We start from the raw sequence: 21,965 nt of genomic DNA on the forward strand, positions 1-21,965 counted from the left end.
CTGACTTTCCTCATCACTCACGACCATTGCTCTTAACAACAGCCGCATGAGGTGGTTTGAGACCTATCGCTGGTGATCGATCTCGGTGGGTCTACCACCATCTCTTCCGCAGCTTGCTACGGCATACCCCCGTTTCTGTAATTTAAGCCAATACGGCGATCGCTTCAAGCAAAGGCTTGTCAACTTCGCAAACAAATAGACTATAATAGAATATGCTTATTTAATCATTACATTTAATTTGTTTGAGTAAATGATTAAACATATTTTGTTGTAAGCGTGTTAAGAGAACAAAATATTTCGGGATCAGTCAAAGCCTACCGCAATAAGAAAAAATAAGAGAATTACCTATGCAAAATCTTTAAACCTGAGCTTTCTTCTAGATCGGATCCTCTACTAAATTCAGTACTGTAATCTGCTTTTATTTTAACTCCCACATGATGATTGGGGTCCAAAAGCAGGGGGTTTGTATGAGGATTTTGGTCTATTCTTAATGAGGTATTATTCCCAATCATCGCCTCAACGCTTCCATACCCCCACTCATTTCCTGTGTATGCAAATGCATCGGAAGGATTTAATATGCAAGGAGTATACTTTTTAATTTCTTCTTCCGTTAATTTAAGTACATCTCGTTCACTTCTATACACCTTGATTGGTCCCTTATAGTCCTCAAATACTCTATCGAACTGCTCCTGCTGTGCTTCATCAAATATTGGAAATTCAATTTCTGCTATCCAAGGATAAGATTGCTCTACAAGGAGCTTCTTATAAGCTCTTAAATAATAAGGAAATAGTAAATGCTGTATTCCATAAGATGTATCTATTTTTGCATAAAAGCCCATTCCAACTGCTGTTGCTTTTAATAAAGCTGGCTTTCCTGCTTCGAGACCTTTCTCGTTTACAGCGCTAAGAAGCATAGAGACATCTTCTAGTTGATGACGAAAATAAGGGCTTGTTAAAAAGATAATAGAGCTGTCTTTAAATAGCGTCGGCCGATAACTACCGTCAGTTCTTCTTCCTAGCAATGTAAATAATCCAACCCTGATTCGAGACATAGTCTCATGAGTATCGTAATCACCGATGGCCTTTTTGGCATCGCTAAAATTTGTTGGCACACCATCGTACAGATGAGAAAAGTGGGTACTTTTATGTAGAGATTGATTAAACTGATCCAGTGTAAAAACAGTAGCATGTTGATGAGGAACTTCAAAATTTGCTCCAGCTAATGAGAAAATAGAGGCAAAAAAAGGTTTGTTGTACTGCTTCAATGGATTTGTATTCGGGTATCCTCCTGTCGCAAAAACTAGACTGTCTGAATAGACAATTTTTTTAGCAGCAAGAAGCCTTTCTCTTGGGGACAGTAGATATGGATGACCGTTGGGTATTTTTGCAAAATAATCCGGTTTGCCCTCATTTGCTAATCCATCCTGAAAAACAACCGCCCTATCACCCGCTACGTTTATTGCAGGAATTTTAATTAAGGCATCATGAGGGCTCTTTAAATAATGGTTGTTATAATAAACTCGAACTGATGGTAAGGATTTTTCTAATTCTTTTTGTGATATTTTCTTAAACAGCCCAGAGTATTCCAATTGCTTTTTAAACCATTGCTCAGAAGCTTTTGTTCGACTATCACTGCTCAATTGTCTAAACATGTTGCTACCAAAAAAATTACCAGCACCCTTTGAAAACATATAAATCCCTCGCCACCAATGATTCTATTAGGTACATTTTGGCACAAATTAGAACCAAATATCAAATATTTTTTGATTGAGATGCTGTCTTGAGATGATGTGTAAAATATTGGGCTTACGAGCGGGTGCCCCCTTGACCTAGCTTTTCAACTCAGCCAGAAAAATCTTTAGAGTTGAATCAACTGTTACCGGTGCTTTTCGCACAATCATAAATACCCAGTAAGTTTCAAGATAATCATCTTTCAATTTCCAAATTGGTTTTGGTGAGAGGCGACAGAACCGAATTCTAGGCTAGACGAATTAGAAAAAGCATTTTGAGCATACCAACTAGCATATTCTTCTCGACTCGCGGTTGTTAATGCTTTCCAATCCCATCCGATTTTTTCTTTATAAGAAAATGGGCCTAAATCAAGCCCTTTAGACTCTGCTAGTCCTTTAATTAACAATTCAACGCAACTTGCATTTCCTAGTTTAACAGGTAATACATGAGCAAGAAGATGAGATAATCTACCTGCATTTTCCAGAAACGTTTGTACGCTTTTCTCATCACATGCGTGTTCCATTTCAGAATAATATTTATCGGCCAGTAATAAATCACCTTTTATCTTATCTTTATTAACTAGTGGGTATGATAACTCTATGACGCTTTTATTTCTTACATAACCATGCTTTTCTGCAACCTTGAAAACATGATTTTGATCGTCCTTTGTCAGATCTTTATTTTCAGATAAACAATCTTCTATAGATTTTAAATGCTCCCCAAACTCTTCATTTTTGATTATTATCTTGCTATTTTCACCAAATTCATTTTTAAATTCCAACACCATGTTTTCTTCATCTTTGTATAGATATAACATTCCCATTTGAATTCTTGTATTTTTTGGCGGCCTACCTAAGGCAATAACATACCAACCATCCTTTCTGTCACTTAACATGATGGTAGAAAGATATACCGAATGATCTTGTTCCTTACCCTGAAATTTAACTGTCTTAGACTTTTCTGGTGATTTTATCTTTATCGTGTATTCGTCAGATACTCTTTCCTTAAAATTAAAATCAGGGATGTGGCCAGTGTTTTTTGTTATCAACGTCTTAATTTGATTACCACTAAGACGCAATACGTTTTTTTTCTCTTTGTTCAGGTCATTGAGATCCTGTTCAAATTGGACAAGATCATCAATCACCACTTCTTTATCTATTCCTTCTGGTGTAATATAGTACAGCTTTTTTGTTCCATTATTACTCAAAAAAATATAACTCTCTTTATATTCTTTAAAATTTTGAGGCAGTTCAGACATCAAACGAATACAACCTTCAAATTCAGTAGTTCCATAACATTCAACGAACCTTCTGTGTAAGATGGAATAATCTTCAAAGTCAACTTCTTGATATTCAGGTAAATTTGCCTGAAGAGCCTTTTTCACTAGATTATGACAATTTTCAAAAATCTTATCTTTTTGTTGTTCCCAAGCCGTAACATCGTCTGAATAAATCATTTCAATTGATTCAAAATCTTGAGGTCTAATTGCTCCATACCACTTTGTTCTCTTTTCTTGTTTTGCATGCTCTAACGTTCTTGCTATTTCTGCTCTCTTGTCAGCTAAAAATGCATAAGCACACCCAACTTTAGTGTCTAAAAAATTATACTCATTGAGCAAGTCTCCATTTTCATCAAGAAATGATTGGCTTAGGTTTGGTTTGGTTTTCGGAAAATCAGGTAATAAATTCATCAAAGAGTATATTGTTTTTTCACAATGAGCTATCCATTTTTTTTGGTTCTCCGACGTGGGGGATCCGAAATCTTTAAATCTATCAGGAGATGATGCGTATCCATTAGGTGTATTAGGTTTAGAAAAAAAACGTCCAAACATTATTTTTTCTCCTCTCTATTTAAGTTAATAAACACAATAACTAGAGAATTGCTTCAAAATAAAATGTCGCCTAGCTGAGAAGTTGTTAAGAAAAAACTCCCCCAAGTATACTAGCTCGGTAAAAGGTCACCAACTAAACCCCTTCGACTTTATACTTTCAAGGTCATTGACACTCCTGACCACAACTTATACTGTATTTATAGCACAAATACGTCGCAATATGTTGCAAATACAGACACTTAATTCTGGTAGTAGTAAGGACAAAATGAGTGAAGAAACGCTGTATGCTTCTGCATCCAGCCCATGGCTGTTGTTGAAAAAAGTGTTTGCGTCCATTATAGGACATGAATTAGGACATTTCCGAGGCTATGACACCTTTTATATCATGCGATTTTCTACTGTTTATGTTGGTTTACTGATCATGTCTGAAATTTTCTGTTTAAACTTGATGAAGGCCTCAAATCAGCTTAGGAGAGACTCCATCTTTTAGATAAATCCCATCTTTAATTTGAGACTAAACCTAAAAATTGAGTCATCTATATACTGTCTTTAGGTGAGCTGGTTTAAGATTAGCGCCCCTTGAGCGCTCATGATTTGAATGAATAAACTAGCTCAAAAAACTAGACTAGGTTGCGTAATAAGCTGGTCAACGCTGCTATACACGTTCTTCAAATTTGATTTTTTTGTTTCACAGAATTTTTTAACTCCTTCAGCGTGTGCCTTAGGAGAGCCATGCCCTGAAGGCTCCGAACAGCCTATAACTTCAACGCCAAAGTCGCCTCCAAGGCCATCAAGAGAATTATCTGAATCAGTAATAGGAAAATCACCCTCATTATTTTTAAATTTATAGGACCTAATCACATTCTCGTTTTGGTCCATTATCGTGAGAACACTCTGCGCCGTTACACATCGATCAATGCCAGGGAGGCGTCTCATTTCAAAACCGATTAATTGCCGCCACACTAAACGAATCTTGTCATAATCATTACCGCTTGATTCATATAAATTATCCCATTCCCTGTCAAGTAATTCGAAAGCATGTTGAAGGCTGGCATAATTGTAGTGCATGCCGGGTTTAGTCAGAACTCTAGGCGCCCAATCTTTGCGAAATTTAACAAGTGCCTTACACAGTTCATTGTCGCCAGTCATGTTTTTATTAAGTAGTGCTGTTACTTCTTGAAGAGTTGCTTTTTTTATCAACTCAAACAATGGAGATAAATCATAAGGCTTCTGGTCCAACATGCTTTCAATATGCGGTTTATATCGCTCATATTGGCGCATCATTTGCTTTTCACCATCGTTTATTCTTGAAAAATAACCCTGTACAATCTCTGCCAACTCATAATCCCCAGCACCTAAGGCAAACTCATAAATAGTGACACGCCTTATTTCATCACCACCAGGTGTTTTTACATTGCCTGTTTCAAGCAGAAGACGTGGATTATCCTCTAACATGTTAATGAGCTCACGCACATCTTCTTTTCGGGCATAGGCGGCATATTGCAATGCCTTGGCAATATCACTATTTGGGCCTTCATGGAAATCACCAATTTCTTGAATTAATTCCATGGGTAATGTAGAAAAAAGGTTTTCTTCGCGATTACGTAACATGAGCATGGCGTAAACTTGGTCTCGGCTTGGCATGGATTTTATACCTCGTTGCTTTTCATTATTTTTTAATGCATCCAATAACAAATGCCTTTTTTATCGTCACATCGATTTAAAGTCAAGTCAAAATAAAAAGAAATTAAAAATTCATTTCAAACTATACTGAAGTTATTTGCAAACAAAGATGACGCTGATGCACATATAAAAAAGCATACTCAAAAATCCGAGTTTGATGCTCTTGAGAGCAGACCTCATCAAACGATAGCAACTGTAAAAAATACGAATACTTTATTTCGAATTTTAAGACCGGCTGGGAAAGAAAAAGGACTTGTATTAGATGTTCGTGGTAATGAGATATCTGAAAAACTTACATTTAAATAGTTTGTTGTAATTTCGGGTTGCGCAAATGGCTATGATTAAAAATGCTTATAACCAATTCTGAATAATAGCTCTGGTTTAAGCTTTGCCTATAATTATGAAATTAGTTAAAAAGCAAATTAAATTCTTTTGTATTATCGAGCATATAACTCCCAAGATGAAGATGTACCACTTGATATCGAAGATTGAGATAGTCTAAATCAAAGAATTAGTCTAGATTTCAACTTTGTTAAAAACACCCACTTATTGCGACAGCTTGGCATAGAAAAATACAAAAAAGGATCCTCATCTTGATGAAAAGTTGAGCCTTCGTCAATCGTACAAAGAACCATTTCGATTCTTATGTTTTTTATTTTAACCTATTGTTAAATAAAGAAAATCTATGTTAGATTGAAAAACTTATTATCAAAAGGAAAAGAACATGAAATATTTATTATTGGGTTTGGGAGTACTGACGCCCTTTTCATCAACAATAATCTATGCCTCTCCTCCTTCTCCAAATATACAACCTGTATCATGCATTACTTCCCAGTTTACTTCGACTGGCAACCAACATTGGAAATCCATCAACTTAAAATTGACCAATAACTGTGGACAAGTCGTTGATTTTCAAAATTCGACCATCACTTTTCAGACCACAACAGCTCTCAATACGTCTTTTTGGGGTGATTTTGGGCCATTGTCTTATCCTGATAATGCATTGAACATTAGTTCGCAGACGCAACCTGAAGGAAACTATCTGGCGGCATTAACGATGCATTTCCCAACGTTCCCCGGCGCCAACAGTAAATTACCAGCTGGCAGCTCAATCACCCTTAAGTACGGTGATTCTACTGACAGTCATATTGAAAATACAGTCAATATATATTTAGGAACGCCTGTTAATACTGGAAGTATACAACTGACGAATAGTGCTGCAAAACCTTCTAACGTAACCCAGAATTATGCCTTGGTCCATGTCACCCTTAATGGACAACCTCTCAGCGATGTGCAATTACCCTGGAGCGGTTCAAAATTAATAAACGGACTTGCCGCCGGCACTTATGGACTTGCTGCTGAAACTGTGACTGGTACGGATGGTAATACTTACCAGGGTACGGCAGTCCCCAATACTCTAACGGTCACGGCCAACCAGACGGTCAATGCAACCATCAGCTATGCATTGACACCTCAGAATGGAAAAATCACCATCAATACGCAACCACTTCCTGCTGAATTGACTGGTTACACAAATAATCCTTCGGTGCTACTGACTCGTTTACAAACGGGTGCTTCTCAATCACAAGTGGTAACTTGGGGTAATCCAGTCACGGTGAACCAACTCAAAGAAGGAGCATCTTATCAGTTTTCAACCCCTCAAATCAGTTTCAACAACACCACTTGCCAGCCTGTATTTACGCCAGCAACTGTTATTGCCAGTGAAACGAATGCACCAACCACTAATCTAGCTTACCAATGCGTTCAGGTTGTGCAAGACTCTGTCACGGTGAATGTTCAAGGAGCCCCCTCTTCATTAACAACGCTTAACTTTACCTTCACACCGAATAACAATTCTGCGCCAATTGTACAGACTATCGATTTGGTGAATGGAAGTGGCACTGCTATTGTGTCTCTGATTGATGGCGTCATTTACACTGTGTCAGGTCAGTCGGTAGCAGGTTACACCATGACTTTCTCGCCACAGCCTTTAACTGCAACAACGAATGCGATTGAAACGGTGACGTTTACGGCTAATCCAGTCAGTAATGGCCGTATTATTGGGTACTTGCCAGGCTGGAAAACACCTCCAACAGCGCAATCACTAGCTGATGCGGGTTATACCCATATGATGGTGTCCTTTGGAGTATTCAGCACCAGTACCCCTGGTCAGATTACGCCCGCATTTGATACAGTCACTAAAGCCTACATTCAATCTTTGCATCAAAAAGGTATCAAAGTTATCTTATCATTAGGTGGTGCGTTGACGAGCTTGCCGAATACGACTGTTGATTTTCACCAGGTCCTAACTGCTGCGACATCACCCGATGTCTTTAAACAAACCTTCATGGTCTCTTTGCTCGGGTTGATGAATGAATACGGATTTGATGGCTTTGACATCGACATTGAGCATGGTTTGAATGGAGGAGGAACTTTTGCCAACCCGCAAGGCGATATTGCCGTTTTAGCCAGCATTATCAATACGATGTATAGCCAGAATCCCAATCTACTGATCACTATGGCACCGCAGACAGCCAATATGGCCGCAACCAGTTTGTTTGACGGGGTCTGGGGTAACTATGCCTCATTAATTATGCAAACCCATAATTCTTTGGCTTGGGTGGGTATCCAGCTATACAATACTGGCTGTATGTTCGGCATTGATAGAGTGTGCTACGGTCCAACACCGGTAAGTAATCCTGATTTCAGTGTTGCTATGGCCACTGATCTGCTGGAAAACTGGCCTGCTCAAATTCCTAATGGTGGCAATACTGGTTTTCAACCTTATGTTAGTTATTTAAAACCATCCCAAGTAGTCCTCGGTTACCTAGCGGCCAATGCAAACGGCGGCGGTGATGGTTCCCCTGTTATCCCGACAAGCACTATAAAGCGCGCCATCCAGTGCTTAAAAACAGCAACAGCTGGCATTACAAGTTGCGGTACGTATGTTCCTCCACGAGCTTATGGAAATATTGGTGGTGTGTTTAACTGGGAAGTGACTTTTGATCAAAGTAACAACTTCAGGTTCGCTACTGACCTCAAAAATTGCGTTGTCAATGGTGTATGTAACTGATGTAGTGAGCGCTTCTTAAGAAGCGCATATCTTTCTTTAATGTCATAATAGGATGAATGATGAAAAAGCTAGTAGGAAGTATTAGTCTTGCAATGGCCAGTTTTTCGCTATTTGCTCATGGGGCTTTGGAAACACCTATTTCCAGAACCTACCAATGTTACAAAGAGGGTCCGGAAAACCCAAAATCTGCGGCCTGTAAAGCTGCGGTGCAGGTGGGGGGGACGCAACCTTTATATAACTGGCATGAGGTGAACCAGGGGACGGCCAATGACCAACATCGTGAACTGATTGCCGATGGGCAGTTATGCGCTGGTGGCAGAGATTTTTTTAAAGGATTTAATTTAGCACGTAGCGATTGGACCACCTCTGTGGTTCATCCCGACGCTAATGGCCATTTTCAATTTGTGTTTGTGGCGACTGCACCTCATAAAACCAAGTATTTCAAGTTTTATGCCACGAAAGATGGTTATGACTTCAATACTCATTTAAAATGGTCTGATCTTGAAGCAAGTCCATTTTGTACCATTACTAACGTGACCTTGGTTAATGGTCGTTATCAAATGGATTGTCAATTGCCAGCCAATATGTCAGGAAAGCGTATTTTCTACATGATTTGGCAACGCGAAGACAGCCCTGAGGCATTCTATGGATGCAGTGATGTTTTCATCGACGGAACAACGCCGGCGTCAACCTGGTATGAGCTTGAGAATTTTTATGAAACTGGCGATATTCCAGTTAATACCAAAGTCACTTTACGAATTTTTAAACACGAAACCGAAGTAGAAAGAAAGAGCATTACCGTGGATGAAAACAATCGGAAGAGCGGTCAATGGCCTCTAGCTTTAGGCACACTAGTCAATAACTCCTCTTCACTGGTACGTATCGGCCAGCTTGATCCGGAAAGCGGCCAAGTCGTACTAGTAGCCAATCAGGCCAATAAAATCTATCTCAGCGATGTTGATAAAGACAGCTACCACGTGATGGTTGATTTTACTGAGCCATCTAACAGCACGGATATAGTATACCCTGACGGTATTAGCAACTATAAAGCCGGTACGATTGTTGTAGGCCGCCTTGATCACAAACGCTATCAATGCAAACCTTGGCCTTATTCAGGTTGGTGCTCTCAGTCAGCGGCTTATTATGAACCCGGCGTTGGTCTTGCCTGGTCTCAAGCTTGGACTTTACTGGGTTAAACGTATTAATCCCCGCCTAGCGGGGATTTTTGAGCAAATTTAACTTTACTCTGTTCTGACAAAAAATCATTGAGGGCCTCTCAAATCGTTAATAAGAAGCGGTTATGCGTTCAAACGTGACTTTACCTAAACAGAGCAAACCTTAGGGACTAAAGCCAAATGCGACGATCGCACAAAGTATATTGACGCGGATATTTAGGAAATTAAGGCGATCCGGTTTTTCCTTTCGAACTTTCAAGATGTGTATGAATTTCTTCTTTTATTCTTTTTTCTGCTGAAGCAAACAGCCTCTCTACCGCTTTGTGAGAATCGGTTTTCAAGTGAAATCTGCTTGTCCATTGGCCTTGAGCTTTATCAAGAATTTGCATTTCAGGGGAGCGTAGGAACTGGTGTTTCAATTGTTGCAGTTCTTCAAGATTGTCCATTTGGTCTAAAGAGTATTTCAATTCACGAAGAATAGTTCTTTTCAAAGCATCGCCTTTTATGCTCTGATACTGCTTTTTGAAACTGGGGGATTGGAAATCATCTGAACTGACTTCGTGAAAAGTATGGGCCCTACTTTCTCGACGCCCAGATAGATACTCGCTAACTTCGATATCACTATGTTGTATGCGCATTTCATGTACCATACGAGGGGGTAAAGTAATTTTGCCTTGATTGTGAAATGCTAAGAGCACTTCAGGATAATCTGTCAACGCTTTCCCTGGGTTGTTGGTGTACCATTTGTCAATTGTCTCTCGCCATTGATTACGCTTTTTGTTATCCGGTGGAAATTTATAGTTATAGACATAGAGCCATTGATCTTTACCTGCTACTTTTGCGTTTGCTCTATCCTGATAAGGGTAAAAACCCGAATCCAAATCAATTGCTCTTATCCCTTTTTCTGTTGTAATTAAGTTTTGCGGGCTATTGTGTGTATGACTATTGGCTAAATCTGGATGTAGATAACCTAACTGATTGAGCTTTTTTAATCCGATAACAAAATCTTCATACATCAACTGCATTTGCTCTGCAGCAACATTCTGTTTTTCTTGCTTTGGCATATTAAAAACAACATTACCTCTGTCTTTAATATTCCACAATCCTAATACAAAGTACTCATCAATATTGTTATCTTTAAGCAAAAATTTTTGCCTTAGAATATCAAGGTTAGTGCCAATCTCATTACCCTTGTATTTTCTATCGCCCACCTGTTTAAAGGCCTTGTTTTCTGTTTTTTCATAAACATCTCCAAAGGTACCGGAACCAATGTATACTTTTTTGGTTTTCCCCTCACCCTTGTTACTTGTCCACAGAGATAAGAAATCAACGGGCACTGCTCCATCGTATCGAACTGCATAAACATCTTTATTGTGGCGAAAAATTTTAAATTCTTTGTTTGCATCACCAAGATAATGAGTTGTTATATCCGCGCTCTTGATAACGTCATTAATTGATATTGGCATAAAAAAAATGGATTAATCTCTTTGATTAAATTGTAGTAAATTAAATCAATTAGTCAATTAAATACCAATAATCGTTATTTTTAGTCGTTATTGGACAAATAAAATCACTAACAATCCTATGAATGAAATTTTTTATACAAAAACAGCAAGATGCACAGCCGTTAGAGTGATTTAATTAATGAGGTGACACCATAAAACCATTCATTGTAATGACACTCAAAAGTACAAGCGGTTAATTTATTCCTCATTAAAGTTTTTACTAAAAATACACCTGTTTCCGCAAAACTTCTAGGCTGGTATTTTGATTTAATTTTCCATTCTTTTTTACTGCGATCTCGTACTAGTTTAAACGCTTCATCTTTCATGCGTACTTAAGCAACGCTTTAAACAAGGCTCAGGCTGATCTTTTTTCACCAGCATAACTTTTAATCGTAGCTCCTTAACTGAACTAATAAACTTAATTTTCCTGACCACTTCATTATTGCCCTGCCAACTTAACGACCCTTGTAATCATCAGGGAGTTATTTTTGATTGTGTGAAATACCCCTGTTCCGATACTTTCTGGATCTCTTGAAATGATCGAATTATGTCGGGTAATACTTTCATTGCTTCAGCAAAACCATTGCCACACTTGCCTTCGTTTAACTGCTTTCTTAGATCTTCTTCTAACATTGAGGGCCCAGTTGGAGGCGTTCGTGATACCGAACGCATTATCTCATAATTATAAGGCATGATGTCCATAAATAATTTTAAAGATAATTTCTCAGCAGGAGTCATTTTATTCACTGCCTCATTTAACGCTATCATGGACGGAGACATGAGTACACTGTATTCACTCTCGTTGGCTCGCTTTTGGAAAGGGATAGCAACTCCTATTTTGTGAACTTCATACATGGCATCAAGAACTTCTTGAGGAATGTTATTTGCTAGCTCTGCTAGTTCAATAAGCCTGTCCTCCTGCTGATCTTTGGGACTACATAATTTATAAACTGCTTCCTTGATAGAAGGAAAATCTAACAGTTGCTGTATATCATTAGTAGTAAAATGAATTGTAGATTCTTGGCTATCCGGATTTAGGTAATCAACAAAGATAACTGGTCCATCAAGTTTTCTGAAATTTTTGATTATGTCGTCGACATTATACGCATATCCGCTCTCAGAAATGAACAATTTATCACTTGATATACCCCCTATAGAGTTTTTAACCTTTACTGCAACAGGTTGTTCTAAAGCTCTATTATTATTGCTCGTATTTTCTTCGGGCTCAGAGATTACTATGCCTAGATCATGCTTTTCGGGGGAAATAGATAACTGTTTCACGACGACCTCAGGCTTTGACCTTAAATCAGATAATATTTTCTTGGATTTTTCATAAAAAATCTGCGTGGTTTCTCCTCTTCTATTAAAAAAGCCATGCTCGTTTTCTTCAGCAGATTTTTTGAGTATTTCCTCTATATTTTCAAATGCTTTATTCCAAGTCGAATCTCCATTTTGCACCTTATCAATTTCCTGTAATATTTTACCCATCCCTTTTGGTACGGTATTTTTGATGCCTGTCTCTCTGTCAATAACTTTAAGTCCTCCAAAATAACCAATGTCCCACCTAGTGTTCAAGATTAAATAACGAACGCCTTCTAAGACTTGCTTTAGGGCTTCTTCCTCCGAACCGAGCTGAGTTTTTTTGAACTTTCTACAGATAATATATTCTCCTCAGACAATATTTGTTGTTGCCATAGTTTTACTTTATCTAAGTTATCTAATTGAAAAGTTAAGAGTTGCTTTTTAAATTCTTTTTTTACAGTACCGCTTTCTTTTGAATTTTTAATAGCCTCATGAATCTTACTAGATGGAATAGTGCGAAGGAGTGTTTCGTAAAGGAAAGCATTACCTTCAACACTACCAGGCTTGGCTTCTCTAGATACATTAACAAATATTTGTCCAGCTTGTTTGAGGGATTGATTATATTCATCAGAATCATCAATAAAAATGATACCATCGGAGTTTACCTTTTGAAAAATCTCATCAACTTCCCTTAGATAAGGCCTTTTTTTTCCGAAAATACGGTCAAGGCCTATATAAATATTCTTAATATATTTTCCATAAACCTTATCCTCTTCATTTCTCTGAACGCGTTGTGAGCCCATCACTGATGTAATATTATTTTGATGTAGGATGTCAAGCGTTAGCTTTAAAAAAGGCTTATTAGCTATGATAAAATCTGCGGGGTTGTCACTTTTTGGTAAATCTTCATTAGATTTAAATACAACAGGATTTATAAGGCTGCCAACACCCCACACTGCAATTTTTATACCCATATAAAACTCGAAATGTGAAATATGATTTTATTTTAGACTATTTTTTCAAAGAAAACCATCTGAGAGATCGATATCAGTCACTATGGATAAAGAATACATAAAATGCGAACAAATCGCGCAATACTATTACATTTATGAGATGTATAAATGAGTAAGAGAAGTTCAAGAAGTTATGATAAAGAATTTAAGCTTAATCCGGTTAAATTATATCTGGAAAGTGAACACAGCTATAGGCAAATTGAAGATGAAATAGGAGCTCCTGAAACTAAATTATCAATTATTACAACGCATACATATTCAGTTTATTAGGTGCATTATCCTGCAATAGCACTTGACCTCATCCGGTAAGCTGCAACAAATCGTATTTTGACAAATTTAACAAGCTATTGTGATCTTTTGCTGGCGACCCTTGTCTAATATTGAAAGAGTTGGGCTTTGTGCTGCCCTATCCATTTTCAGCGGGTATTCCAGCAACCTCTTAGCCTCATGAAGTTCTTCCTCGATGGCTTTGTCCATTTGATCGTGATTGTTCATGGGATTTCTCCTGTTCAAAATTTGGTTTTTGACGCTGATTTTCCAAATCCAAATCAGCAAAAGTGATTGGCATTTGATATTGAATAACTATCTGCAGGATAATCTTTTTAAATAATGGAGACCCATTCACACAAATACAGTCACCATAGCGCTGCCTTGCCATTTCCAAGGCTCTTTTAAGAGTAGGAATAGACCCGTCTTTAGAAATGATAATTTCCTTTCCATTGTCTCTAATAACACTGTTATCTTTTTTATAAATCTCAGTACCTTCTTTAGTAATAGAGTCGATTTGTCCAAAATTTAAAGAAGAAGAAAAAGTAGAGCCTAAACCTGATATGCTGTTTTTATGCGTATTTTTACGATTACGACACCGCATTGCCATTAAAGCATCCTGGTTGCCACCTTGTGCTTGTTGTTTCAGCCAATCAGCCCAGGTTTTTTTTTGATGAGAATTTAATAACTGACCACGTTCTTTTGCATAATTTTTCCTTATGTTCTCAATCTCATTATGCAGCGTTTTATTTATGTGTTGATGTAAGTACTTTCTCTGTGCTTTAGAAAGGTTCATTAACTTCAAAGCCACTCGTTTAATTCGTCCTCGCTTTTTCGCCTTTTCAATAAGTTTTGTTCTGGCCTCACGCAACTTTTTAAGTTGGTCTGAAACAAAACATTTATTGTGTGATTTTTCGTACTGATATTTAGCATAGAGATTGGTGCCAAGTACCTTTTTATTTAATGGCTCATAATGATAAACATTTGATGCAGGTCTATCGTCTTCTGGGTAAGATGGTACAAATGAACCTAGCTTGGATTCGAGATTTTTTTTAGAAAAGGTTCTGGAAATTGAACTTGCTTTAACAGTAAGCCCTTGGATATTGCAGAACACAAAACCATTGGCTTTAATACGAATTATCAACCCATGTTCTGCCAAAATACTATGTATTTCCTTCCAACTACTGGCTGCCTCGATTTTTTCTTTACAATAGCGTTTCATCCAATTAATTAAGCTTTCAATACCGGAGTGATGCTCCATATCGTCAGCAAGATTTTCTGAATGGTTTTTACGGGTTTGATGATTGGTTATTTGAAGACCTAATTCAATTTCTAGCTTGGATGCAGCCTGCGCAAAAGTCTTATATGCTCTGTAAGGTTCAATCATATTAAAGGTTTGAGGATGAATTTTATTAATCGCAACATGAATATGTAGATTGTCTGTATCATGATGAACAACGGAGATTCTTTGGTGCTCTTTAAATCCAATCGATGAAGCCACCGTATCTTCAATTTCCTGTAAAACTTGAGCCGAAGGGTTTTCTCCTGGAGCAAAGGAAATAAGCATATGGTAAGTTTTATCTCCAGTGGCTCTTTGATTTTTAGCTTGCGTTGCCAATACTTCCTGAACGGCCCAAATGGGGTCGAAACTATTACAGTTTGATAATCTGATCTTACCCACTCGCTCCTGCTTGTTCTGTGTATCAATAATGTACCTAACCAGAGATGAAAAGCTGCTTAATCTTGCTGATTTCATGGGAATATGGCGAATTATCATAGCTTTTTTACCACATCAAGCATTGCATCTTGTGTTAACCGAATCTTGCTTAACAGCGACATGACAAGTCGCTGGTCAAAATGTGCAACACGTTTATCTTGGCTAAGCCAAAGTTTTAGCAAGCCCCCAAGCCGTCCCATATCCGCATTAATTTTGGATAACTGAAGGATGCAGTCTTTATCAACAGTACTTTGAATTGGATATCCAAGGCTTACACGCCTTAAATACTCAGCAATCGATAGACCAGCCTTAGCCGCATTGGATTTGATTTGAATTTCTTCGGAGGGCAAAACAGGAACACGAAGGTGTCGTCCGTTTTTTCTGGTGGGTGTTTTAAGTTTTTTATCCATAAGGATGCTGACCTCTTCATTAAAGTGGTTTGCAATCCTTTGGGTATCAGTTTGTGAACTAGAAGCATCGATTTTTCGTTGAGCACCGAAGGTGCGAATAATACTTGTGAGATTTGATAACCAGCTTGCTGGTTAGCTAACTTCACCTATCTTGCCCTGCGTTTTAAGTTCATCTAATGGCATACTATCAGGTAATTTTATGTAATTTCAAGGCTATTTGTTTTGAAACAAAATTAATTTCTAATAATTACCAATAATTACGATAAATTACATATTTATGCGCTTTAGAGAAGGTTTAATTACGCCAAAAGGAAATAAAATAACTCCACTCATTGCACAGCAACAAAATAGTTTGTACCATCAGAAAGAGAACAATAATAAGTTGATGGTATGACATGGGAAACTCCCTCAGCGAACGAATCGCAGCAAAGCAAATGTTAAGAAAAGCCTCTGCTAAATCTGTAAATAAAGCCGCATTTCTTGCATTAAAAAATGATATCGCTTCAGCGCTAGCTGACGGCTGGTCTATAAAGCTTGTCTGGGAAACCTTAGTTGAGGAAGGCAAAATTTCATTTTCATATAAAACTTTTTGTGGCTATGTAGCACGTTTGATTGCTGCAGAAAAAAAGCCATCTATGCAGGAAAACACCAAGGATGATGAAAAGGCTAAAAGTAAGGCAAAAACCGAAATTCGCGGCTTTACTTTTAATCCCAAACCCAACTTGGAGGAACTCTTGTAATGGCAAAAATACATATCACACTGCAGGGAAAAGGCGGTGTCGGCAAATCATTTATTTCAGCAACCACAGCTCAATACAAACAACACAAAGGCCACACTCCGCTGTGTATTGACACCGACCCCATCAATTCGACCTTTCATGGCTTTAAAGCCCTAAACGTCGATCATATTCAAGTTATGAGTGGTGATGAAATCAACCCCCGTCTTTTTGATGCCCTCATCGAAAAAATTGCTTCAACAACTAATGATGTAGTCATTGACAATGGAGCTAGCTCTTTTGTACCGCTATCTCATTACCTCATCAGCAACCAAGTTCCAGCTTTGTTAAAGGAGTTAGGCCATGAAATGGTGATTCATACTGTAATCACCGGCGGCCAGGCTTTATTCGACACCATAAATGGTTTTGCACAACTGATTGACCAGTTTTCAAATGAAGCACAATTTGTTGTCTGGCTTAATCCCTATTGGGGAGCCATAGAACATGAAGGCAAAGCATTTGAACAACTGAAAGCCTATCGAGATAACAAGGACAGAATATCAGCCTTAATTCAAATCCCCGATCTGAAAAAAGAAACCTATGGCAGGGATCTAACAGAGATGCTTCAACAGAAACTGACCTTCGATGAAGTTTTGGGTATGCCAGAAAAAAGCATTATGACCCGCCAACGCTTAAAAATCGTGCGCGATCAACTGTTCGGACAGCTGGATAGCGCCAGGGTGATCTAATGTCAGAAAAACTGGATAAAATCATTCAAGACATCAGCATCAAACATGGTGTACTTTTGGGTAAAGACGATCCAATCCTCATGCTTCAGACTATGAATGCACAACTGATTGAGGAACATCGGAAAGCCCAACAGGATTTGCTGGTACAGTTCCGAGAGGAAATGGAAGGCATTTCCTCACAATGGAAAGATGATGCCAAAGAAAAAGCTGAAAAGGTTCTCAATGCAGCATTAGCTAGTAGTAAAGAAGCTATAACCAGATTGCTGAACGAATCTACCAAAGAATCGGTCCAGGCTATGCAGAAATTGATCTTGAACTCATTGACTGAGGCTCACTCCTTGACACGAAAGACACAAAAATTCAGTCAATTTGTACTGGTATTATCAGCCACATTGTTTGTTGCCTCATGTATGATTTTCTTATTGTTTTATAAATAAGGTCCTTCTGTTTAAGAGGCCCTAAATTGGGCTTCTTATTTTTATCTACTAAAATTAGGGTGTGTTGACAAAGAATATGGCACTTGAATCAAATTTCTGATCACAGCAATAACTTCAGTTAATGATTTCTGCTCTAGTTCATTTTTTCTCAAAAAGGCTTTCCACATTGACTCCCTGCTTGGGTCATTAGCAAACTCATCGGTCAGGCCAATAGGTAGCTCTTCAGGAAGATCCATACTTCGACGATTAAATGTAGCATGTATCGCTTTAGCCAAGATTTGATTATCTATCTGTTCATTACCTAATAATACATAAAGATCCAAGTAGTCTTTTAATCGACTATTAGTCATGCCCAATAATGCAATTGCGTGCAGTTTTTCTGCAATTACCGTATAAATTGGATAAGTACGGATTTTAGGGGCAGGAAGATCACTAAGAAGTACGGGATAATGGGCATCTATTGGCCCAGGGGTAACTGCATCACCATACCCTATATCAATTTGTATTTTAATCTTTGCTTTCGCCAATTCCCCAAATAACTCAACTCTTGCCCCAGTATAACCTCCATCTTTTTTGATAGTATCGGCCGTCACTGATTCAGACAGGAAACTTATTCCATCATCTGCAGAGATTCTGCAAATTTTACTGAATGTTTGTTTAATATACGCTAGATCATTATCACCAAACCCCAATAAATCAATATCTTTAGTTGGGCGATGAGGCATGTCATACCACAAGTTAAATAGTAAGGCACCTTTCAACAAAAACTGTTTAGAGTATTCTGATTCGCCAATTCGATATAACAAACGCTCTAGACCATAACGAGTCAATACCGCATTAAAATCAGAACCTTCTTTAACAGCTATATTCTTCAAACGAGAGCGTACAGACTCACCAATATTTTTTGTCATTGAATTGCCTCAATATAAGGACGCATTACGTTTGCAACGCGACAAATTTTCGCATAATGCCATAGTTCATCAACTGTGACTTTATTTTTTGTATAAGCCTCTTTGAGCGCTTCAATAGCCACATCAAGTCCAATTTTATTGCGATGTTTGAAACAATCTGCAATTGTCTTGGCAAAGTTATACACCCTTAGCTTAATATTATCTGATTCTATAATTTCAATTCCTTCACTAAAGGCTTCATCTGAATATTGCACCATTTTTAGAGGAGGATAATCCATTTTTGGCGCATGACTCCCTTTTGGCATAGCTATCCATACTTTTCGAGGTAGCTGTGTTGTTAGATCATGAATCTGCAAAGCAGTTAGCAGGCAAAACACTGCTTGGGGTACTCGGCTTGCTATAATAACCAGGCTTTCTTTTTCTGAAAACTCCGTCTCGGGCAAGCAATAGAGACCAGAAGCGAGTTTTTCAAGTTTGTTTTCGCTAACAAGCCTCGAAATGGTCGCTCTAGTGATCCCCCTTTCGGTTAGATCGGACATTCGAACAATGCCCGATTTACTAGCCATCTGGAGTACTTTTTGTTTATAGGTAGCTTCTGTCTTCATATTTAATATTATGATACATAATTTCGTTAATTACAAATAAATAACGAACATTTGTATCAAGCGACTTACATTTTACCTTATCCATCATTACGTCTCAAATAGTCATTTTTATGAAAACCAAATGGCTTTTTCAGTAAAATGCCAATAAAGTAGCTAAAATATCCTTGCGTGAGATTTGCGTGTTTGAGTACGACACTGTTATACTCTGTACGACAATTGTAGTGGTATCCCGTTGCAAATTATTAATTTAAAATCAACGAGTTAATTTTAAGGCTGGGGGCTCATAATCCGTTGGTCCTAGGTTCAAGTCCTAGTGGGCCCACCAATAAAATCAAGTAGTTACGAGTAGTTCTGAAAAAAATTATGACCTCCGTGGGACACTCACGGGGCACTTAGAAATAACAAATACCAATAACTCACAACTATTCAATATTATTTTTGATTATCATCTAAACCATATTGATGTCTTCTCAGTGCTTCATCTTCTGATGTACGTTGTTTTTCTGCCTCAATTTGCCTCTTAAGTATTGCTATGTAATTTTTAGCGAAAAGAACGACTTCACGATTTTGATCGTCTAACCACATCTCAACTTCTTTTATTCTCTCTTCATAGATGTATATAAAACCTTCTGTACCTTCAACAACTCCCGTTGATTGCAATGCGATGGCTACGGCATTAAGTAAATCCTCGTTGTTATTCGCAACCTTGATCAACTCTTTACATATTGGATATATAGACTTATTACCATCATAACCTCGTAATATATCAGCAATAAAAAAGTGAGTAAGGTCATCACCCTTATTCACGAGCTGAATCAGCAATTTTTCAAAAGCAGGTTGTTCTTCAAGTTTTGGAAAAATTAAATTTAACAACCTCGCAGCATTATAAGTAAACAGTCTATCGTCAAATTTCTTATAGGATAGAATCAATTCAATTATCTGTTCTGGAACCTTAGAAAGAGGCTCAGAAAGCGAGCTAAATTGAAATGGAAGAGCCTCAAATCTATCATCAGACTTTTCCTGAGGCAAAATGATGCGTTCACAGAAGAATTGCACTATTCTTCTAGGAGCCTGTTCAGCAATGGGCAATATGATCTCTTCAGCTTCATGACCAATTTTTTTTAGCCAAAGTAGATTTGTTAAAACAACATCATAATTACCTTCATCCATTTTATAGAATACGCTGACATACTCTTTACTAAACCACAGATCAAATATCCAATTTGAATATCGCAGTTCTGTGCATTTCTCAATGGCAGGTATCATAACCTCATTAATGAGCTTATTATCACTATTTTTATGTTGTGCAGCTGAAGTAGCAATTATTTGACTCAAAAGATGAGTGTTTTTTAAAAGCTTAGCTTTATCAAATAATTTTTTTAGAGTCGATAGTTTAAAGCTGGCAGTAAATTGCAAAAACCTTGCAACAGCAAGAAAAAACAGACCATTTCTAATCCAAGAGGAAATAAGACCAGACAGCACACTCTTTTTAGGGCTTTGCTCAACTCCTCGTAGAATTGGAACAATAAACCACCCAAGCTCCTCGGGAAACTCTGATAGTAGTTGTAACGCGATTTCAGACGATTCTTTTCCCAAACACTCTAAAAACTTCCCGAAATAAGGAAAGGTTGCCATATCATTTGAGCGAATAGCAGCATATTGAAAAACTCGCTTTTTCCAGACTGCATAATTTTGTTCATTGATACTTCCAACAAACTCAATAATCTTTTTTTCCCTAATTTTTCTTTCCTGTTCAAAATACCCTTTTTCCCGTTCTCCATCCCAATCATGAAAAATACTTTCAAACCCAATGAGTACACGAAATATTTGAAATTCTTCATTATCATCCAGTTTCTTTTTGACTGCTAATGCCGCTTTTTTTATATCGGAACTCAAGCTCCCTAAATGATAATAAAGCCAGTAGGCATCATGCTCTATAGTCTGAAGTACTTGGAGATCTTCTGATTCAACAATACAGTCACTCATAAATTGAAGAACAACCGTTGTATTATCTATTATCATTTGTTCTATTTCTTTGGTTCGCTTAGAGACACTAGAAAACCTTGTAGCTGTTAACATCACATCCAATAATTTTTTTTTGGTCTCAAGATTAGGAAGTTCGAAGTATATTTCTTTTAAAAAATTTAAAGCATTCTGGCGTAATTTGATTAATCCTTCTTCTGGAGGTATAGATGCAGTTTGAAATGCGACAGTGTTATATCCCCACACAACTCCTTCAATTGAAGGAGATAGAATTTTTTGAATACACGTAAAAATAACATTCAAATATATTTTTCTTTCATCTTTAGAAAAAGATTGAATTTTTTCAATGGCTTTTTCTTGTGGCCACCATCCTAACCGATTAAAGACATCTAAATTATATTGAGCGATAGCTTCAAGTCCTTTAATTGCTTGCTTTCTAACATCTTCATCTTCATGAATAACATATTCAAAAAGAATATTTAGAATTTTTTCAATGTCATAATAACGTACAGTTTCTAAAGCATTAAATACTTGAGTGATTAACTTTTCTTTAGTGTATATACTTTTTAATGTATCTAATGGAACATTAAGGATATCTTTATAACTTAACTCAATGGAATTTAAGCGAGGAAGTAATTCAAGATATATCGATATGACTTGTTTAGGGAGGCGCTGAGCTATAATCTTTAGGAATGCAATTTGTTCTGATATACCATCAAATTCAATACTCGATCTTAACTCTTTATCGGCTTTTTTTAGCTCATTTTGAATTGCATCAAGAGCACGCGAGTCTTTATCTGCCTTAGTAATAAGAAAATTAATAATTTTCTTTTTTTGTTTAAGATCCATGATTACTC

General features: G+C 37.5%; 18 protein-coding genes. 6 read left to right on the plus strand and 12 right to left on the minus strand.

Features of this window, described 5'->3' with window-relative positions; genetic code table 11:
- Nucleotides 1-341: 341 nt before the first annotated feature.
- Both ACWTEW_RS22385 and ACWTEW_RS22390 read right to left on the minus strand, forming a co-directional pair.
- Nucleotides 342-1,691 (minus strand): hypothetical protein, encoded by a 1,350-nt coding sequence (locus tag ACWTEW_RS22385; protein WP_028378762.1) that lies wholly within the window; start codon nt 1,689-1,691, stop codon nt 342-344.
- Nucleotides 1,692-1,933: 242 nt separating this feature from the next.
- Nucleotides 1,934-3,562, minus strand: a complete 1,629-nt coding sequence (locus ACWTEW_RS22390) for a hypothetical protein (protein ID WP_454783286.1) — start codon at nt 3,560-3,562, stop codon at nt 1,934-1,936.
- A gap of 265 nt (nt 3,563-3,827) precedes the next feature.
- On the opposite strand from ACWTEW_RS22390, the gene ACWTEW_RS22395 reads away from it, so the two are divergent.
- A complete protein-coding gene (locus ACWTEW_RS22395) occupies nt 3,828-4,052 on the plus strand; it encodes a hypothetical protein (RefSeq protein WP_028378764.1) in 225 nt (74 codons plus the stop codon).
- 122 nt (nt 4,053-4,174) lie between these two features.
- Here ACWTEW_RS22395 and ACWTEW_RS22400 read toward each other — a convergent pair whose 3' ends face one another.
- A complete protein-coding gene (locus ACWTEW_RS22400; RefSeq protein WP_050598501.1) occupies nt 4,175-5,251 on the minus strand; it encodes a hypothetical protein in 1,077 nt (358 codons plus the stop codon).
- A 718-nt stretch (nt 5,252-5,969) separates the two neighbouring features.
- Here ACWTEW_RS22400 and ACWTEW_RS22405 point away from each other — a divergent pair.
- Both ACWTEW_RS22405 and ACWTEW_RS22410 read left to right on the plus strand, forming a co-directional pair.
- Nucleotides 5,970-8,318, plus strand: coding sequence for a glycosyl hydrolase family 18 protein (locus tag ACWTEW_RS22405; protein WP_454783287.1), 2,349 nt, complete (start codon nt 5,970-5,972; stop codon nt 8,316-8,318).
- A gap of 92 nt (nt 8,319-8,410) precedes the next feature.
- On the plus strand, nt 8,411-9,514 hold the full coding sequence (locus ACWTEW_RS22410) for a lytic polysaccharide monooxygenase (protein ID WP_454783390.1): 1,104 nt from the start codon (nt 8,411-8,413) through the stop codon (nt 9,512-9,514).
- 203 nt (nt 9,515-9,717) lie between these two features.
- Here ACWTEW_RS22410 and ACWTEW_RS22415 read toward each other — a convergent pair whose 3' ends face one another.
- The 6 genes from ACWTEW_RS22415 to traJ form a co-directional block, all read right to left on the minus strand.
- Complete coding sequence (locus ACWTEW_RS22415; RefSeq protein ID WP_028378767.1) at nt 9,718-10,959, minus strand: hypothetical protein; 1,242 nt, start codon at nt 10,957-10,959, stop codon at nt 9,718-9,720.
- Nucleotides 10,960-11,120: 161 nt separating this feature from the next.
- Nucleotides 11,121-11,324, minus strand: a complete 204-nt coding sequence (locus ACWTEW_RS22420; RefSeq protein WP_028378768.1) for a hypothetical protein — start codon at nt 11,322-11,324, stop codon at nt 11,121-11,123.
- Nucleotides 11,325-11,472: 148 nt separating this feature from the next.
- Nucleotides 11,473-12,573 (minus strand): hypothetical protein, encoded by a 1,101-nt coding sequence (locus ACWTEW_RS22425; RefSeq protein ID WP_058479877.1) that lies wholly within the window; start codon nt 12,571-12,573, stop codon nt 11,473-11,475.
- 32 nt (nt 12,574-12,605) lie between these two features.
- Nucleotides 12,606-13,274, minus strand: coding sequence for a hypothetical protein (locus ACWTEW_RS22430; RefSeq protein WP_028378770.1), 669 nt, complete (start codon nt 13,272-13,274; stop codon nt 12,606-12,608).
- Nucleotides 13,275-13,758: 484 nt separating this feature from the next.
- On the minus strand, nt 13,759-15,357 hold the full coding sequence (gene traI / locus ACWTEW_RS22435) for a TraI/MobA(P) family conjugative relaxase (RefSeq protein ID WP_080274386.1): 1,599 nt from the start codon (nt 15,355-15,357) through the stop codon (nt 13,759-13,761).
- Nucleotides 15,354-15,707 carry a conjugal transfer transcriptional regulator TraJ gene (traJ, locus tag ACWTEW_RS22440; RefSeq protein WP_028378771.1) on the minus strand — a complete coding sequence of 118 codons (354 nt, stop codon included), beginning with the start codon at nt 15,705-15,707 and terminating at the stop codon, nt 15,354-15,356. Before traJ ends, traI begins: the two co-directional genes overlap by 4 nt.
- A 395-nt stretch (nt 15,708-16,102) precedes the next feature.
- On the opposite strand from traJ, the gene ACWTEW_RS22445 reads away from it, so the two are divergent.
- The 3 genes from ACWTEW_RS22445 to ACWTEW_RS22455 are packed head-to-tail and all read left to right on the plus strand — an operon-like array spanning nt 16,103 to nt 17,609.
- The gene (locus tag ACWTEW_RS22445; protein ID WP_028378772.1) at nt 16,103-16,447 is read left to right on the plus strand and encodes a TraK family protein; all 345 of its coding nucleotides are present in this window, start codon (nt 16,103-16,105) and stop codon (nt 16,445-16,447) included.
- Nucleotides 16,447-17,172, plus strand: a complete 726-nt coding sequence (locus tag ACWTEW_RS22450; protein ID WP_028378773.1) for an ArsA-related P-loop ATPase — start codon at nt 16,447-16,449, stop codon at nt 17,170-17,172. The genes ACWTEW_RS22445 and ACWTEW_RS22450 overlap by 1 nt, the downstream gene beginning before the upstream one ends.
- Nucleotides 17,172-17,609, plus strand: coding sequence for a conjugal transfer protein TraM (locus ACWTEW_RS22455; protein ID WP_028378774.1), 438 nt, complete (start codon nt 17,172-17,174; stop codon nt 17,607-17,609). The genes ACWTEW_RS22450 and ACWTEW_RS22455 overlap by 1 nt, the downstream gene beginning before the upstream one ends.
- A gap of 41 nt (nt 17,610-17,650) precedes the next feature.
- On the opposite strand, the gene ACWTEW_RS22460 is transcribed toward ACWTEW_RS22455, so the two are convergent.
- The 3 genes from ACWTEW_RS22460 to ACWTEW_RS22470 all read right to left on the minus strand — a co-directional run bounded on the left by ACWTEW_RS22460 (nt 17,651) and on the right by ACWTEW_RS22470 (nt 21,957).
- Nucleotides 17,651-18,520, minus strand: a complete 870-nt coding sequence (locus tag ACWTEW_RS22460) for a nucleotidyl transferase AbiEii/AbiGii toxin family protein (protein WP_028378775.1) — start codon at nt 18,518-18,520, stop codon at nt 17,651-17,653.
- On the minus strand, nt 18,517-19,086 hold the full coding sequence (locus tag ACWTEW_RS22465) for a type IV toxin-antitoxin system AbiEi family antitoxin domain-containing protein (protein WP_229309780.1): 570 nt from the start codon (nt 19,084-19,086) through the stop codon (nt 18,517-18,519). Before ACWTEW_RS22465 ends, ACWTEW_RS22460 begins: the two co-directional genes overlap by 4 nt.
- A 471-nt stretch (nt 19,087-19,557) precedes the next feature.
- Nucleotides 19,558-21,957 (minus strand): hypothetical protein, encoded by a 2,400-nt coding sequence (locus tag ACWTEW_RS22470; RefSeq protein ID WP_454783288.1) that lies wholly within the window; start codon nt 21,955-21,957, stop codon nt 19,558-19,560.
- Between the last annotated feature and the right edge of the window lie 8 nt (nt 21,958-21,965).

Source organism: Legionella stuttgartensis (assembly GCF_977063405.2).

What these genes read in the sequence shown, in the direction of transcription:
- traJ (WP_028378771.1), bottom strand. Translation starts at nt 15,707, where the DNA reads ATGGATAAAAAACTTAAAACACCCACCAGAAAAAACGGACGACACCTT.
- ACWTEW_RS22415 (WP_028378767.1), bottom strand. Translation starts at nt 10,959, where the DNA reads ATGCCAATATCAATTAATGACGTTATCAAGAGCGCGGATATAACAACT.
- ACWTEW_RS22390 (WP_454783286.1), bottom strand. Translation starts at nt 3,562, where the DNA reads ATGTTTGGACGTTTTTTTTCTAAACCTAATACACCTAATGGATACGCA.
- ACWTEW_RS22430 (WP_028378770.1), bottom strand. Translation starts at nt 13,274, where the DNA reads ATGGGTATAAAAATTGCAGTGTGGGGTGTTGGCAGCCTTATAAATCCT.
- ACWTEW_RS22450 (WP_028378773.1), top strand. Translation starts at nt 16,447, where the DNA reads ATGGCAAAAATACATATCACACTGCAGGGAAAAGGCGGTGTCGGCAAA.
- ACWTEW_RS22410 (WP_454783390.1), top strand. Translation starts at nt 8,411, where the DNA reads ATGGCCAGTTTTTCGCTATTTGCTCATGGGGCTTTGGAAACACCTATT.
- ACWTEW_RS22395 (WP_028378764.1), top strand. Translation starts at nt 3,828, where the DNA reads ATGAGTGAAGAAACGCTGTATGCTTCTGCATCCAGCCCATGGCTGTTG.
- ACWTEW_RS22420 (WP_028378768.1), bottom strand. Translation starts at nt 11,324, where the DNA reads ATGAAAGATGAAGCGTTTAAACTAGTACGAGATCGCAGTAAAAAAGAA.
- ACWTEW_RS22470 (WP_454783288.1), bottom strand. Translation starts at nt 21,957, where the DNA reads ATGGATCTTAAACAAAAAAAGAAAATTATTAATTTTCTTATTACTAAG.
- traI (WP_080274386.1), bottom strand. Translation starts at nt 15,357, where the DNA reads ATGATAATTCGCCATATTCCCATGAAATCAGCAAGATTAAGCAGCTTT.
- ACWTEW_RS22455 (WP_028378774.1), top strand. Translation starts at nt 17,172, where the DNA reads ATGTCAGAAAAACTGGATAAAATCATTCAAGACATCAGCATCAAACAT.
- ACWTEW_RS22405 (WP_454783287.1), top strand. Translation starts at nt 5,970, where the DNA reads ATGAAATATTTATTATTGGGTTTGGGAGTACTGACGCCCTTTTCATCA.
- ACWTEW_RS22445 (WP_028378772.1), top strand. Translation starts at nt 16,103, where the DNA reads ATGGGAAACTCCCTCAGCGAACGAATCGCAGCAAAGCAAATGTTAAGA.
- ACWTEW_RS22460 (WP_028378775.1), bottom strand. Translation starts at nt 18,520, where the DNA reads ATGACAAAAAATATTGGTGAGTCTGTACGCTCTCGTTTGAAGAATATA.
- ACWTEW_RS22465 (WP_229309780.1), bottom strand. Translation starts at nt 19,086, where the DNA reads ATGGCTAGTAAATCGGGCATTGTTCGAATGTCCGATCTAACCGAAAGG.
- ACWTEW_RS22385 (WP_028378762.1), bottom strand. Translation starts at nt 1,691, where the DNA reads ATGTTTTCAAAGGGTGCTGGTAATTTTTTTGGTAGCAACATGTTTAGA.